General features: G+C 66.3%; 12 protein-coding genes. 10 read left to right on the top strand and 2 right to left on the bottom strand.

Translation table 11 applies throughout. The annotated features are described in order from the left end of the window. Positions 1-30: 30 nt before the first annotated feature. Positions 31-1,362: an SPFH domain-containing protein gene (locus VQ065_RS14180; protein WP_003087885.1), complete on the top strand. Its 1,332-nt coding sequence runs from the start codon at positions 31-33 to the stop codon at positions 1,360-1,362. Positions 1,363-1,410: 48 nt separating this feature from the next. Here VQ065_RS14180 and VQ065_RS14175 read toward each other — a convergent pair whose 3' ends face one another. Next, positions 1,411-2,034, bottom strand: coding sequence for a tRNA isopentenyl-2-thiomethyl-A-37 hydroxylase MiaE (locus VQ065_RS14175; protein ID WP_003132826.1), 624 nt, complete (start codon positions 2,032-2,034; stop codon positions 1,411-1,413). 170 nt (positions 2,035-2,204) lie between these two features. Between VQ065_RS14175 and VQ065_RS14170 the strand changes: the two genes are divergently transcribed. Further along, positions 2,205-3,068 carry a universal stress protein gene (locus VQ065_RS14170; protein WP_003087881.1) on the top strand — a complete coding sequence of 288 codons (864 nt, stop codon included), beginning with the start codon at positions 2,205-2,207 and terminating at the stop codon, positions 3,066-3,068. Positions 3,069-3,123: 55 nt separating this feature from the next. Here VQ065_RS14170 and VQ065_RS14165 read toward each other — a convergent pair whose 3' ends face one another. Continuing rightward, a complete protein-coding gene (locus tag VQ065_RS14165) occupies positions 3,124-3,591 on the bottom strand; it encodes a DUF1289 domain-containing protein (RefSeq protein WP_003098041.1) in 468 nt (155 codons plus the stop codon). Between the two features lie 381 nt (positions 3,592-3,972). Here VQ065_RS14165 and acnB point away from each other — a divergent pair, with 381 nt between their 5' ends. The 8 genes from acnB to nirD all read left to right on the top strand — a co-directional run bounded on the left by acnB (position 3,973) and on the right by nirD (position 15,820). Then, positions 3,973-6,582: a bifunctional aconitate hydratase 2/2-methylisocitrate dehydratase gene (acnB, locus tag VQ065_RS14160; RefSeq protein WP_003087875.1), complete on the top strand. Its 2,610-nt coding sequence runs from the start codon at positions 3,973-3,975 to the stop codon at positions 6,580-6,582. A gap of 177 nt (positions 6,583-6,759) precedes the next feature. After that, complete coding sequence (locus VQ065_RS14155) at positions 6,760-7,968, top strand: CmpA/NrtA family ABC transporter substrate-binding protein (protein ID WP_003087871.1); 1,209 nt, start codon at positions 6,760-6,762, stop codon at positions 7,966-7,968. A 16-nt stretch (positions 7,969-7,984) separates the two neighbouring features. Continuing rightward, positions 7,985-8,563 (top strand): ANTAR domain-containing response regulator, encoded by a 579-nt coding sequence (locus VQ065_RS14150; protein ID WP_003087868.1) that lies wholly within the window; start codon positions 7,985-7,987, stop codon positions 8,561-8,563. A 229-nt stretch (positions 8,564-8,792) separates the two neighbouring features. Next, positions 8,793-9,488 (top strand): polysaccharide lyase family 7 protein, encoded by a 696-nt coding sequence (locus VQ065_RS14145; RefSeq protein WP_003087865.1) that lies wholly within the window; start codon positions 8,793-8,795, stop codon positions 9,486-9,488. A gap of 353 nt (positions 9,489-9,841) precedes the next feature. Continuing rightward, positions 9,842-11,053, top strand: a complete 1,212-nt coding sequence (locus tag VQ065_RS14140; RefSeq protein WP_003087861.1) for an MFS transporter — start codon at positions 9,842-9,844, stop codon at positions 11,051-11,053. Between the two features lie 74 nt (positions 11,054-11,127). After that, positions 11,128-12,723 carry a bifunctional protein-serine/threonine kinase/phosphatase gene (locus tag VQ065_RS14135; RefSeq protein WP_133201998.1) on the top strand — a complete coding sequence of 532 codons (1,596 nt, stop codon included), beginning with the start codon at positions 11,128-11,130 and terminating at the stop codon, positions 12,721-12,723. 267 nt (positions 12,724-12,990) lie between these two features. Next, positions 12,991-15,441: a nitrite reductase large subunit NirB gene (gene nirB, locus VQ065_RS14130; RefSeq protein ID WP_003087856.1), complete on the top strand. Its 2,451-nt coding sequence runs from the start codon at positions 12,991-12,993 to the stop codon at positions 15,439-15,441. Between the two features lie 52 nt (positions 15,442-15,493). Beyond that, positions 15,494-15,820: a nitrite reductase small subunit NirD gene (gene nirD, locus VQ065_RS14125; RefSeq protein ID WP_003087853.1), complete on the top strand. Its 327-nt coding sequence runs from the start codon at positions 15,494-15,496 to the stop codon at positions 15,818-15,820. Positions 15,821-15,841: the final 21 nt, after the last annotated feature.

Here is a 15,841-nt window from a genome sequence, read left to right as displayed (position 1 = left end):
GCGCTCCCCACCCCGCATCAAGGAATGATCGTGATCATCTCGAAGGGAAACCTGATCAAGTTCGTCGCCGCCCCCCTCGGCGTGCTCGCCCTCGGCTTCGGCCTGTTCAACGGCGTATTCTTCTATAACGAAGCCGGCTTCATGACCCACGTAAGGACCATCTTCGGCGACGAGAAGATCGTCGATGACGTCGGCTACGCGACCAAGTGGTTCGGTCGCGCCACCACCTGGAAGAAGGCCATCAGCGTGCAGTCCGTGCTGGTCATGGACGATAACGACACCAATCCGGACAACGACGGCCTCGGCGCCACCATCGAGGCTTTCCCGATCGTGTTCCTCGGCAACGTCGACGCCAAGGTCGAATCTTCCGCGCGCTTTCGCCTGCCCGGCGGCGAGCCGTTCCTGAAGATGGCCCAGGAATACCGCAACCCGGACAATTTCATCCGCACCGCACTGGTGCCGGCGATCAAGGAAACCCTCCAGGCCACCGCTTCGCTGATGAGCGCCGACGACTACTACGCCGGAGCCCGCAGCGAATTCGCCGCCGAGTTCGAGAACCAGCTCAACGACGGCCTGTACCTGATCAAGCGCAAGGAAGTCCGTGGGCCGCGCGGCGCCATTCCGCACCAGACCGCGATCCTCCAGGCCGGCACCGAGCAGGGAGCGTTCGGCGACAACAACGCCAGCCAGTTCGTCACCGAGAAGGTCACCGATGCCAAGGGCATCCCGGTACGCAAGCAACAGCAGTTCCGCAAGTTCGGCGTCGAGGTGGTGGAAGCGCGGATCACCAACGTCGATCCCAACCCGCAGTACAAGCAGCGCATGGTCAAGGTCCAGCAGGCCCTCGCCGAGCTGGCGGTGGCGCGGCAGAACCGCCTGAAGGAAGAAGAGGAAAAGCTGCTGGTCACCGCCCGCGGCGAGAAGGAAGTCGAGGCCAAGCGCCAGGAAACCCTGCGCGACCAGATCGAACGCACCACCCAGGCGGAAACCGACAAGCAATTGGCGGTGATCAACGCCGAGCGCGAGAAGCAGCGCGCCGAGATCGAGAAGCAGACCGCCGAACTGCTGCGCGACAAGGCCACGGTGACCGCCCAGGCCACCAAGATCACCGCCGACGCCGAGGCTTACGCCCGCGAAGCGGTGATCAAGGCGGACGGCGCGTTGCAGCCGAAGCTCGACGCGCTGATCGCGATCAACAAGGTCTGGGCCGAAGCCGCCGCCCAGGCCCCCGTCCCCAGCGTAATGATGGGCGCCGGCGCCAACGGCGCGGCGAGCCGCCAGGACGAGATTGGCCAGCTGATGGGCGTTCTGGCGACCAAGGCCGCCCGCGACCTGGCCCTCGACCTCAAGGTCAAGGACTGATTCAGGCAGCAAAAAAAGCGCCCCGCGGGGCGCTTTCTTGTTTCCGGCTCAGGCCACCAGGTCCACCGGGTGGCCGCTGTGGAAGCGGAATTCGTTGTCCGGACTGCTGATCAGCTCGGCCTCCTTGGCCCGCACCACCTCGATCGCCCGCTCCACGTCGGCCTCGTCGCCGTACTGGTAGGCCAGCTTCAGGTAGTCCTGGAAATGCCGCGACTCGGACTTCAGCAAACCGCCGTAGAATTTCGCCAGCTCCGCGTCCAGGTGCGGCACCAGGGCGGCGAAGCGCTCGCAGGAACGCGCCTCGATGAAGGCGCCGACCACCAGCGTATCGGTCAGCCGCTGCGGCTCCTGCTTGCGCACCAGGTCGCGCAGCGCCGAGGCGTAGCGGGAGGCGCTGACATTGACCACCGGGATACCGCGTTTCTTCAGGATCGCCAGCACCTGCTCGAAGTGGCGCAGTTCCTCGCGCGCCAGGCGGCTCATCTTGTTCACCAGGTCCAGGCGGCCGGAGTACTTGCCGATCAGTTGCATCGCCGTCGCCGCGGCCTTCATCTCGCAGGCCTTGTGGTCCAGCAGCATGACGTCCTGGCGCTCCAGGGCCGCCTCGACCCAGGCGGCGGGAGTGGAACAGGCGAGGAATTGGTCGATCTCGGGCAACATGGCGCAGGTCACTCATTCTGGAAAGGGTCTGCCACGACGCTGGTCGGGGCAGGAAAGGCGGAGCATTATACGGAAGCTGCGGTGGTCGGGCAGGCCGACCCGTTTGATATGTATCAAGAGCAGCGGCTGGATTGCGTCTAGAGTTGTTTCAGCGATAACCACAAGCACTCAGGGAGACGATCATGCAAGCCATTCGCAGCATCCTCGTGGTGATTGAACCGGACCAGTTGGAAGGTCTCGCCCTGAAACGGGCACAACTGATCGCCGGCGTGACCCAGTCGCACCTGCACCTGCTGGTCTGCGAGAAGCGCCGCGACCACAGCGCCGCCCTCAACGACCTGGCCCAGGAACTGCGCGAGGAAGGCTACAGCGTCTCGACCAACCAGGCCTGGAAGGACTCCCTGCACCAGACCATCATCGCCGAGCAACAGGCCGAAGGCTGCGGGCTGATCATCAAGCAGCACTTTCCCGACAACCCGCTGAAAAAGGCCATCCTCACCCCGGACGACTGGAAACTGCTGCGCTTCGCGCCCTGCCCGGTACTGATGACCAAGACCGCCCGGCCCTGGACGGGCGGAAAGATCCTCGCCGCGGTCGACGTCGGCAACAACGACGGCGAGCACCGCTCCCTGCACGCCGGGATCATCAGCCATGCCTACGACATCGCCGGCCTGGCCAAGGCCACGCTGCACGTGATCAGCGCCCACCCCTCGCCGATGCTCTCCTCCGCCGACCCGACCTTCCAGCTCAGCGAAACCATCGAGGCCCGCTATCGCGAGGCCTGCCGCACCTTCCAGGCCGAGTACGGTTTCAGCGACGAACAATTGCACATCGAGGAAGGTCCGGCCGACGTGCTGATCCCGCGCACCGCGCAGAAGCTCGACGCGGTGGTCACCGTGATCGGCACCGTGGCGCGCACCGGGTTGTCCGGCGCGCTGATCGGCAATACCGCGGAAGTGGTGCTGGATACCCTGGAAAGCGACGTGCTGGTGTTGAAGCCGGACGACATCATCGCCCACCTGGAGGAGCTGGCCAGCAAGGAGTGACCGCTGGTCGGACGAAAAAGCCGCCCAAGGGCGGCTTTTTCGCTGGAAACACCGCCTATCTGTCGATCGCCTGCAGGAACGAGGGCGCGATGTAGCGCTGGTAATGCGCTTCCGACAGCAGGAAGAATTCCCGGTCGATGGCATCGCGCAGGTCCGGCAGGCTCCAGTCGCGGAATTCCGGCAGCAGTGCCACGCCGTAGGCTTCGATCTGGTTGATCAGCCGGGAACCGCGGGCGATCAACTGGTAGGCCCAGCAATAGGGAGACTGCTCGGGGACGAAGCGGATCTGCCGCTGCTCCAGTTGCAGGCGCAGGCGCGCGGCGTCGAAGACTTCCAGCTTGGCGGCCATCACCTGGGCCAGCAACTGCTCAAGGCGACTCCAGACAGCTCGCTTTTCCTCGGCGTCGTAGAGGTTCCAGTTGACCACCTCATGGTGGAAACGCTTGCAGCCACGGCATACCAGGTCGCCGTATACCGTGGAGCAAAGCCCTACGCAGGGGGTTTTGATTCTTTGCGAAGACATGGCCGGGACAACGAAAACAAAGCGGCATCTTAGCCCTTTGTCTAATCAAGTTCACCCTGTGGTTCCTAGGGTTTCCGACTTAACTTTGCGTCGAGTTTCCAGTAACATTGGTCCGCCTTTTTAGGCGCCAATGTCCGTTAGAAGCTGTTTTCAAAGCGTCACGAGCACAGTTTCCGGCAGGTACGCTGGCGACGGCGCCTCCCTCAAGCGTCTCGCCAGCCCCACCCCAGCCCGCCGGCGTAAAACTTTGAAAACAGCTTCTGTCTGGAACCTGCCGATGCCCTCGTAGGTTGGTGGATTACCGTCCACCTGGGCCTGACGAGCGGATCTGCGTCGGTTCCTGGATACGTGTCCCCCGGGACCACTGATGAGGGAAATACTGTGCTTGAAGCCTACCGCAAACACGTAGAAGAGCGTGCCGCCCAGGGTGTCGTGCCCCAACCGCTGAACGCCGAACAGACCGCAGGCCTGGTCGAGCTGCTGAAGAACCCGCCGGCCGGCGAAGAAGAATTCCTCCTTGACCTGATCACCAACCGCGTACCGCCGGGCGTCGACGAAGCCGCCTACGTCAAGGCCGGATTCCTTTCCGCCATCGTCAAGGGCGAAGCCACCTCCCCCCTTATCGACAAGCAACGTGCCGCCGAGCTGCTGGGCACCATGCAGGGCGGCTACAACATCGCCACCCTGGTCGAACTGCTGGACGACGCCGAACTGGCCAACACCGCCGCCGAACAGCTGAAGCACACCCTGCTGATGTTCGACGCCTTCCACGACGTCGCCGAGCGCGCCAAGAAGGGCAATGCCGCGGCCAAGTCCGTGCTGCAATCCTGGGCCGATGGCGAGTGGTTCAAGGCCAAGCCGGAAGTCCCGGAAAAGCTGACTCTCACCGTATTCAAGGTCCCCGGCGAAACCAACACCGACGACCTCTCCCCGGCCCCCGACGCCTGGTCGCGCCCGGACATCCCGCTGCACGCCCTGGCCATGCTGAAGATGGCCCGCGACGGCATCGAGCCGGTCCAGCCGGGTTCGGTCGGTCCGCTGAAGCAGATCGAAGCGGTCAAGGCCAAGGGCTTCCCGGTCGCCTACGTCGGCGACGTGGTCGGCACCGGTTCCTCGCGCAAATCCGCCACCAACTCGGTGCTGTGGTTCTTCGGCGACGACATTCCGTTCGTGCCGAACAAGCGTGCCGGCGGCTTCTGCTTCGGCACCAAGATCGCGCCGATCTTCTACAACACCATGGAAGATGCCGGCGCCCTGCCGATCGAGTTCGACTGCACCAACCTGGCCATGGGCGACGTCATCGACGTATACCCCTATGAAGGCAAGGTCGTTCGCCACGACAGCGGCGAAGTGGTCACCACCTTCGAGCTGAAGACCCCGGTCCTGCTCGACGAAGTCCGCGCCGGCGGCCGTATCCCGCTGATCGTCGGCCGTGGCCTGACCGAGAAGGCCCGCGCCGAGCTGGGCCTGGGCGCCTCCGACCTGTTCCGCAAGCCGGAAGCACCGGCCGATAGCGGCAAGGGCTTCACCCTGGCGCAGAAAATGGTCGGCCGCGCCTGCGGTCTGCCGGAAGGCCAGGGCGTGCGCCCGGGCACCTACTGCGAACCGAAGATGACCACCGTCGGTTCCCAGGACACCACCGGCCCGATGACCCGCGACGAACTGAAGGACCTCGCCTGCCTCGGCTTCTCCGCCGACCTGGTGATGCAGTCCTTCTGCCACACCGCGGCCTATCCGAAGCCGATCGACGTCAAGACCCACCACACCCTGCCCGACTTCATCATGACCCGTGGCGGCGTGTCGCTGCGCCCGGGCGACGGCATCATCCACAGCTGGCTGAACCGCATGCTGCTGCCCGATACCGTTGGTACCGGCGGCGACTCGCACACCCGCTTCCCGATCGGCATCTCGTTCCCGGCCGGCTCCGGCCTGGTGGCCTTCGCCGCCGCCACCGGCGTGATGCCGCTGGACATGCCGGAGTCGGTGCTGGTGCGCTTCAAGGGCAAGCTGCAACCGGGCATCACCCTGCGTGACCTGGTCCATGCGATCCCTTACTACGCGATCCAGCAGGGCCTGCTGACCGTCGAGAAGAAAGGCAAGAAGAACATCTTCTCCGGCCGCATCCTCGAGATCGAAGGCCTCAACGACCTGACCGTGGAGCAGGCCTTCGAGCTGTCCGACGCCTCGGCCGAGCGTTCCGCCGCCGGCTGCACCATCAAGCTGCCGGAACAGGCGATCGCCGAGTACCTGAAGTCCAACATCACCCTGCTGCGCTGGATGATCGGCGAAGGCTACGGCGACCCGCGCACCCTGGAGCGTCGCGCCCAGGCGATGGAAGCCTGGCTGGCCAAGCCGGAGCTGCTGGAAGCCGACAAGGACGCCGAGTACGCCGCGGTGATCGAGATCGACCTGGCCGACGTCAAGGAGCCGGTGCTCTGCGCGCCGAACGATCCGGACGACGCGCGTCTGCTGTCGAGCGTACAGGGCCGCAAGATCGATGAAGTGTTCATCGGCTCCTGCATGACCAACATCGGTCACTTCCGCGCAGCCGGCAAGCTGCTGGACAAGGTCAAGGGCGGCATCCCGACCCGTCTGTGGCTGGCTCCGCCGACCAAGATGGACGCCCACCAGTTGACCGAGGAAGGCTACTACGGCATCTACGGCAAGGCTGGCGCGCGCATGGAAATGCCGGGCTGCTCGCTGTGCATGGGCAACCAGGCTCGCGTCCAGACCGGTTCCACCGTGGTCTCCACCTCGACCCGTAACTTCCCGAACCGTCTGGGCGATGCCACCGATGTGTTCCTGGCATCGGCCGAACTGGCGGCGGTCTCCTCGATCCTCGGCAAACTGCCGACCGTGGAGGAGTACATGGCCTACGCGAAGGACATCGACAGCATGGCTGCCGACGTCTACCGCTACCTGAGCTTCGACCAGATCGCCGAGTTCCGCGAAGCGGCTGCGAACGCCAAGATCCCGGTCGTTCAGGCCTGATCCAGCGACGCGTCGAACAAGCCCCGCCCCGTGCGGGGCTTTTTCTTGCCCGGCGAAAACCCCCGCGCCGCCTGGCATAGCGCTTGCTGTGGCAGCTATGGAAAAGCGCGCCGACGACGGCGCCTGCGCACTGGAAAACGGGACGGCCCGCGCCGCCCTCCCGCACTCGAGGTGGTGATGACAGACAGAGCGATACGCAGCCAGGCCTGGGCCGGCGGTTCCGACGCACCGGAAAAGAGCGCCCTGGACATCGGTTTCATGGCGCTGACCGATTCGGCCTCGCTGATCGTGGCCGCCACCCAGGGCTTCGCCCAGCCCTACGGCCTCACGCTCAATCTCAGGCGCCAACCGTCCTGGGCCGCCTTGCGCGACAAGCTGCTCAGCGGCGAGCTGGATGCCGCGCAGTGCCTGTACGGGCTGGTCTACGGCGTCCAGCTCGGCCTCGGCGGCAGCGCGGCAAGCGAGATGGCGGTGCTCATGGGACTGTGCCAGAACGGCCAGGCGATCAATCTTTCCGAACCGCTGAAGCAGGCTGGCGTGACCAGTGCGGAGGCACTGCTCCGGCATCGGCGCCAGAATGGTGCACGCCTGACCCTGGCGCAGACCTTTCCCACCGGTACCCACGCGCTCTGGCTGAACTACTGGCTGGCGAGCATCGGTCTGCATCCGCTGCACGACGTGCACAGCGTGGTGGTTCCACCGGCGCAGATGGTCGGCCATCTCCAGGCCGGGCGCATCGACGGGTTCTGCGCCGGCGGTCCCTGGGGCGCCCTGGCCGTGGACCAGGGCCAGGGCTTCACCATCGCCACCAGCCAGGCGATCTGGCCGGACCACCCGGAAAAGGTCCTCGGCACTACCCGCGCCTTCGTCGACGCCTACCCGAACACCGCCCGCGCGCTGGTCATGGCGGTCCTCGACGCCAGCCGCTTCATCGAACAGAACGCCGAGAACCGCCTGGGCACCGCGCAACTGATCAGCGGCCGCGACTATGTCGACGCTCCGCTCGGCGCGATCCAGCCGCGCTTCTTCGGCCGCTACCAGGACGGCCTCGGCAACGCCTGGCAGGACCCGCATCCGCTGCGTTTCTACGCCGACGGCGAAGTCAACCGGCCCTGGCTCTCGGATGGCATGTGGTTCATGACCCAGTTCCGCCGCTGGGGCCTGCTGCGCGAAGACCCGGACTACCTGGGCATCGCCCGCAGGGTCCAGCAGACCGCGCTGTACCGCGATGCCGCGACGGCCCTTGGCCTGCGCCTGGACGGCGCCGACATGCGCCGCTCGACGCTGATCGACGGGCGCACCTGGGACGGCAGCGACCCCGCCGGCTACGCCCGCAGCTTCCCGATCCACGCCCTGGCCGAAACCGGCCAGGGCATCGACCTCTGACCCTGGTGCGCCCGCCATGCTGCGTATCCTGCTGATCGACGACACGCCGAAGAAAGTCGGACGCCTCAGGGCCGCCCTGCTCGAGAGCGGTTTCGAAGTGGTGGACGAGTCGGGGCTGACCATCGACCTGCCGGCGCGCGTCGAAGCGCTGCGTCCCGACGTGATCCTGATCGACACGGAGTCTCCCGGCCGCGACGTGATGGAGCAGGTCTGCCTGGTCAGCCGCGACCAGCCGCGCCCGATCGTGATGTTCACCGACGAGCACGATCCGGGAGTGATGCGCCGCGCCATCCAGTCCGGGGTCAGCGCCTACATCGTCGAAGGCATCCAGGCCAGCCGCCTGCAACCGATCCTCGACGTGGCCATGGCGCGCTTCGAGAGCGACCAGGCGCTGCGCGCTCAACTGCAGGCGCGCGAGGCGCAGCTGGCCGAGCGCAAGCGCATCGAGCTGGCCAAGGGCCTGCTGATGAAGATGAAGCATTGCGGCGAGGAGGAAGCCTACACGCTGATGCGACGCCAGGCCATGAGCCGCCAGCAGAAGCTGATCCAGGTCGCCGAGCAGATCATCGCCATGCACGACATGCTCGGCGGCTGAATCCGGCTGGGCAGCTGGCGATCATATCGCCAGCCACCCTGCTGGCCCCCGGCGCAGAGCGGCGCGGCTATGCTCGTGCGCCCGGAACGGCCCTATCCGTTCTGGGAGCTACCCCCTCGCCACCCTCGACTAGCATGACCAGGGAGGCCCGCAGTGGACGCCCAGGGCTAGGAGCCGCAGGCGTCCGCCCGAACCGCACCGCCGACTCAGCGGTCAGGAGATGCTCAGCATGATCGATCTCAGCACCTGGAACCTTACCATTCCCACCGAACCCACCCCGCAGGTGATCACCACCCAGCAACTCAACAACGGCTACCAGAGCCGGTACTTCCAGCAAGGCAACGATGGCGGCCTGGTCTTCTGGGTGCCCATCGACGGCTCGCACACCGAGGACAGCACCTATCCCCGCACCGAACTGCGCGAAACCCAGGCCGACGGCAGCCTCGACAACTGGTACTACTGGCAGGCCGACAACGAATTGCGGGTGACCATGAGCGTCGAGAAGGTCCCCTCGAAGAACAAGGTGATCATCGGCCAGATCCACAGCAAGTCGCCACAGACCGACGACGGCGAACCTCTGGTGAAGCTGCAGTACTACTACAAGCCCGAGGAAGGCCTCGGCCGGGTCGAGGCGCTGGTACGCAACCACCCGGACGATTCCTATAGCCGCAACGTGTCGATCCTCGAGCAGGTACGCCTGGGCGAGCGTTTCAACTACAGCCTGCGCGTCACCTCCAGCGGCGAGTTGGCGGTGCGCGCACGCAGCCAGGACGGCGAAGAGGACGCTTACTACCAGACCCTCGGCAGCGCCTGGAACGACCAGTTGCTCTATTTCAAGGCCGGCGCCTACGTGAACGACAACGCCGGCGACAGCGGCGAAGGCAGCCGCGTGACCATCTACCACCTGAACACCGCCCATCGCTGAACCGCCGACGGCGCACGGACGCGCCGCCCCAGCCCTGTGCAAGCCCCCGACGCCTGCCACCGCGGCGTGCACGCCCGACGCCATGGTTGTCCCTGCAACCGCTCTACGCCGCGCTTTCGACAACTTGGCAAAGAGCTTGCTACGTCCTGCCTGACGGTAGCCAACGGCGGTTACCCATCCCCGACAAAGACGTCGCGCGGCCTCTCCTTCCCGGCAGAGGCCCGTGGCGTCTTCGTCGTTTCGCCCCAGCGTCGGGGCGGGTGGGTGGTCCGCTGTCGGACGCTCACCTTGTAGCGATGCAACTTCCGCCGGGCGGCCGTTCCGCCCCGATTCCGCTGGATACGAGGTGTTCGATGAACAACAGCTTCTGGAAGGCCGGCCATGCGCCGACCCTGTTCGCGGCGTTTCTCTATTTCGACCTGAGCTTCATGGTCTGGTACGTGCTCGGCCCGCTGGGGGTGCAGATTGCCGGCGACCTGCAACTGAGCACCCAGCAGCGCGCGATGATGGTCGCCACGCCGATCCTCGCCGGCGCCGTACTGCGCTTCCTGCTCGGCCTGCTGGCCGATCGCTGGTCGCCGAAGAGCGCCGGCATCCTCGCCCAGGTCATCGTCATCGCCGCCCTGGCGGCCGCCTGGCTGCTGGGCGTGAACAGCTATGCGCAGGCACTGCTGCTGGGGTTGTTCCTCGGCTTCGCCGGGGCATCCTTCGCCGTGGCCCTGCCGCTCGCATCGCAATGGTACCCGCCGCAACACCAGGGCAAGGCCATGGGCATCGCCGGCGCGGGCAACTCCGGCACCGTGCTCGCCGCCCTCTTCGCCCCCGGCCTGGCCGCCGCGTTCGGCTGGAACAACGTGTTCGGCTTCGCCCTGCTGCCGCTCGTCCTGACCCTCCTGGTGTTCGCCATGGTCGCGCGCAACGCCCCGCAGCGGCCGGCGCCCAAGGCCATGGGCGATTACCTGAAAGCCCTCGGCGACCGCGACAGCTGGTGGTTCATGTTCTTCTACAGCGTCACCTTCGGCGGCTTCCTCGGCCTGGCCAGCACCCTGCCCGGCTATTTCCACGACCAGTACGGCCTGAACCCGGTGACTGCCGGCTACTACACCGCCGCCTGCGTCTTCGCCGGCAGCCTGATGCGCCCGCTCGGCGGCGCCCTCGCCGATCGCATCGGCGGCATCCGCAGCCTGCTGATGGTGTACACCCTGGCCGCCATCTGCATCGCCGCGGTCGGTTTCCACTTGCCCAGCGCGATGGCCGCCCTCGGCCTGTTCGTGGTCGCCATGCTCAGTCTCGGTGCCGGCAATGGCGCGGTGTTCCAGTTGGTACCGCAGCGCTTCCACAAGGAAATCGGCGTGATGACCGGGCTGATCGGCATGGCCGGCGGCATCGGCGGCTTCTGCCTGACTGCCGGCCTCGGCGCGATCAAGCAAAGCACCGGCGACTACCAGCTCGGCCTGTGGCTGTTCGCCAGTCTCGGCGTGCTGGCCTGGTTCGGCCTCCACGGGGTGAAGCGGCGCTGGCGCACCACCTGGGGCTCGGCCGCGGTCACCGCCGCGCGGGTCTGAGCGTGGGGCTGCGACTGAGCATCGGCGAGGCCAGCGCCTGCGGGCCTCGCACGGAAAACCAGGACGCGCTGCGGGTGGTCACCCCGGCGCCGGCCCTGGCCGCCAGCAAGGGACACCTGCTGGCCATCGCCGACGGTGTCAGCCAGTGCGCCGATGGCGGCCTGGCGGCGCGCAGCAGCCTGCAAGCGCTGGCCCTGGATTACTATGCGACTCCGGAAACCTGGGCCATCGTGCAGACCCTGGACCGCCTGCTGCTGGCGCAGAACCGCTGGCTACAGGCCAACGGCGGCGGCCAGCCGCTGCTCACCACCCTCACCGCCCTGGTGCTGCGCGGCACCCGCTACACCCTGGCCCACGTCGGCGATTGCCGGGCCTACCTGTGGCGCGACGGCGAGTTGCTCCGGCAGACCAGCGACCACGTCTGGGAACAGCCGCACATGCAACACGTGCTGACCCGCGCCCTGGGACTGGACCAGCATCTGGTGGTCGACTATCTGGAGGGCGATCTGGAGCCCGGCAGCCAGTGGCTACTGGTCAGCGACGGCGTCTGGGCGACGCTGGGCGACAGCGGCATCCGCAGCATCCTGCGCAACGCCGAAGAGCCGCAGCGCAGCGCCGAGGCTCTGGTTCGCGCCGCCCACCTGGCAGGCAGCCAGGACAACGCCAGCGCCCTGCTGGTGCGCGTGGAAGCCGTGCCCGCAGGCAGCCTCGGCGACGCCCTCGCGCAACTGGGCCACTGGCCACTGCCGCCACCGCTGAAGCCCGACCAGCTCTTCGAAGGCTGGCGGGTCCGGCAGTTGCTCGGCGAATCCCGCCAGTCCCTGCTCTACCGGGTCGAGGATGGCCAGGGCCAACCCTGGCTGCTGAAGACCCTTCCCGCCGCACGTGCCGACGATCCGCTGGCAACCCAGGCCCTGCTGCTCGAGGAATGGTTCCTTCGCCGCGTCCAGGGCCGGCATTTCCCCGAGCTGCACGGATTGGCGCAACGCCAGCATCTGTATTACCTGATGCGCGAGCACCCCGGAGAGACTCTCGCCGAGCGCTTGCGCAACCATGGCCCGCTGTCGCTGCCGGAGTGGCTGGGGCTGGCCAACCAGCTGCTGCGCGGGCTTGGCCAGTTGCATCGACGCAACCTGCTGCACCGCGACCTCAAGCCGGAAAATCTCCACCTCGGCCGCGACGGCGAGCTGCGCCTGCTGGATTTCGGCCTGGCCTGGTGTCCGGGATTGTCGCGCGAAGACCCCCATCTGCTACCGGGTACGCCCAGCTACCTGGCGCCGGAGTGCTTCTCCGGCACCTCGCCCTCGGTGCGCCAGGATCTCTACGCCACCGGCGTCTGCCTCTACCAGGCGCTGACCGGGCGCTATCCCTATGGCGAGATCGAAGCCTTCCAGCACCCGCGCTTCGGTCGCCCCGTCCCGCCCAGCCGCTATCGCCCCGACCTGCCGGCCTGGATCGACGACCTGCTGCTGCGCGCCGTCGCCTGCGACCCCGCACAGCGCTTCGAGACCGCCGAGGAATGGCTGCTCTCGCTGCAACAGGGAGAAGCGTTGCCGGTCGCGGCGCCCCGCCCATTGCTGGAGCGCGAACCGCTGCAGACCTGGCGCGCCATCGCCCTGCTGTCCCTGGCCGCCAACCTGGCGCTATTCCTGGTCTGGCTGAAGGGCTGAGTGGCACCAGCCCGGTGCAATACGCCCCGGCACGGAGCAGAAAGACCGCGGTGAGGCCCCGCGTTATCCCTGCAAGGCCATGGAGATAGGCAATAGCGCAAGTTGGCACGGCGCCTGCTTGGGTTCTCCCGACAATCGACAACAAAGCGCCTGCCTCAACGACGAGGCGGCGTTTCCCGACCGAACGGGACCTGGACAAAGGCGTCCTGCTGGCAACAGCGGGACGCCTTTTTTGTTTGCGCCAACCTTATGCAGGAGCTACTCCGCATGAAGAAGATCAAGCTGGTGATGGTCGGCAACGGCATGGCCGGGGTCCGTACCCTGGAAGAACTGCTCAAGCTCAACTCGGACTTCTACGACATCACGGTGTTCGGCGCCGAGCCCCATCCCAACTACAACCGCATCCTGCTGTCCCCGGTACTGGCCGGCGAGCAGACCTTCGAGGAAATCGTCCTCAACGACCTCAACTGGTATGCGGAAAACGGCATCAAGCTCCTCCTCGACCGCAAGGTGGTGCAGATCGACCGGGTCCGCCGCAGGGTGGTCGCCGCGGACGGCAGCGAGGCCGAGTACGACCGCCTGCTGCTGGCCACCGGCTCGGTCCCCTTCATCCTGCCGATACCCGGCAATCGGCTGCAGGGCGTGATCGGCTACCGCGACATCGCCGACACCCAGGCCATGATCGACTGCGCCCGGCCCCACAGCCACGCGGTGGTGATCGGCGGCGGCCTGCTCGGCCTGGAGGCGGCCAACGGCCTCAAGCAACGCGGCATGGACGTGACCGTCGTGCACCTCTCCGACTGGCTGCTGGAACGCCAACTGGACCGCACCGCCGGCAAACTCCTGCAAGGCGCGCTGGAAGCCCGCGGCATCCGCTTCCGCCTGAACACCCAGACCCAGGAACTGATGGACAACGGCAGCGGCCGGGTCTGTGCCGTGCAGTTCAACGACGGCGACGTGATTCCCGCCGACCTGGTGGTAATGGCCGCCGGCATCCGCCCCAATACCGAGCTGGCCGAAAGCGCGGGCATCCCCTGCAACCGCGGCATCCTGGTCAATGACACCCTGCAGACCTACGACCCACGCATCTATGCGGTCGGCGAATGCGCCAACCACCGTGGCATCGCCTACGGCCTGGTTGCGCCGCTGTTCGAGCAGGCCAAGGTCTGCGCCAACCACCTGGCTCATCTCGGTTACGCCCGCTACCAGGGCTCGGTGACCTCGACCAAGCTCAAGGTGACCGGTATCGACCTGTTCTCCGCCGGCGACTTCATCGGCGGCGAAGGCAGCGAGACCATCACCCTTTCCGACCCCATCGGCGGCGTCTACAAGAAGCTGGTGATCAAGGACGATGTACTGGTCGGCGCCTGTCTCTACGGCGACACCGCCGACGGCGGCTGGTACTTCCGGCAGATCCGCGAGAACCACAACGTCGCGCAGATCCGCGACCACCTGATGTTCGGCGAGAACGCCCTCGGCGATGTCGGCCACCAGGGCCAGAACAGCGCCGCGAGCATGCCCGACACGGCCGAAGTATGCGGCTGCAACGGCGTCTGCAAGGGCACCATCGTCAAGGCCATACAAGAACACGGCCTGTTCAGCGTCGACGAAGTCAAGAAACACACCAAGGCCGCCAGCTCCTGTGGCTCCTGCGCGGGATTGGTGGAACAGATCCTGATCAGCACCGTCGGCGGCGCCGCCGACGTCAAGCCGAAGAGCGAGAAGGCCATCTGCGGCTGCAGCGACCTCAACCACGGGCAGATCCGCAAGGCCATTCGCGAACACCGGCTGACCAGTCTCGACGCCGCCATGCGCTTCATGGACTGGAAGACCCCGAACGGCTGTGCCACCTGCCGCCCGGCCCTGAACTACTACCTGATCTCAACCTGGCCGGGAGAAGCCAAGGACGATCCGCAGTCGCGCCTGATCAACGAACGCGCCCACGCCAACATCCAGAAGGACGGCACCTACTCGGTGGTACCGCGGATGTGGGGCGGCGTGACCAACGCCGCCGAGTTGCGGCGCATCGCCGACGTCGCCGACAAGTACCAGGTGCCGATGGTCAAGGTCACCGGCGGCCAGCGCATCGACCTACTGGGGGTGAAGAAGGACGATCTGCCGGCCATCTGGAAAGACCTCGACATGCCCTCCGGACATGCCTACGGCAAATCCATCCGCACCGTGAAGACCTGCGTCGGCAGCGAGTTCTGCCGCTTCGGCACGCAAAACTCGACGCAGCTGGGCATCGATCTGGAACACGACCTGTTCAACATGTGGTCGCCGCACAAGGTCAAGCTGGCGGTCTCCGGCTGCCCGCGCAATTGCGCCGAGGCCGGGATCAAGGACGTCGGCATCATCGGTGTGGACTCCGGCTGGGAGATGTACATCGGCGGCAACGGCGGGATCAAGACCGAGGTCGCGGAGTTCTTCGTCAAGCTCAAGACCGCCGAAGAGGTGCGCGAATACAACGGCGCCTTCCTCCAGCTCTACCGCGAGGAAGCCTTCTACCTGGAGCGCACGGTGCATTACCTGCAGCGGGTCGGCATGGAGCACATCCGCAAGGCGGTGGTCGAGGACGCGGAAAACCGCAAGGCGCTCAACGACCGCCTGCAATTCGCCCTGTCCTTCGAGCAGGACCCATGGAAGCAGCGCATCGAACAGCCGCAATTGAAGAAGGAGTTCGAACGGATTCCGCTCAAGCAACTGGAAAACGTCTGAATCCCTTGCCCGGGCCGTCCCACGGCGGCCCTCCCCCTACCGGAGTGAACCGATGAACTGGCTGGATATCTGCTCCCTCGATGAAATCAACCCGCTGGGCTCGCGCGTGGTCGCCGGCCCGAAAGGCGACATCGCCATCTTCCGCGCCGCCGACGACCAGGTCTTCGCCCTCGATGACCGCTGCCCGCACAAGGGCGGCCCGCTGTCCCAGGGCCTGATCTACGGCAAGCGAGTGGCCTGTCCGTTGCACAACTGGCAGATCGAACTGGAGAGCGGCGAAGCCGTGGCCCCGGACCAGGGCTGCGCCCATCGCCACCCGGTGCGGGTGGAGAACGGACGGGTGCTGCTCGGCCTGGACAGCGTGGCGCTGTGCGCCTGATCTCTCGCCGATAACAGGAGC

Origin of the sequence: Pseudomonas sp. KBN10P06128 (assembly GCF_037574945.1) — a bacterium.
Lineage (GTDB): Bacteria > Pseudomonadota > Gammaproteobacteria > Pseudomonadales > Pseudomonadaceae > Pseudomonas > Pseudomonas aeruginosa.
The sequence above is the reverse complement of the archived record's forward strand: the minus strand, read 5'-3'. Positions and strand labels throughout refer to the sequence as shown.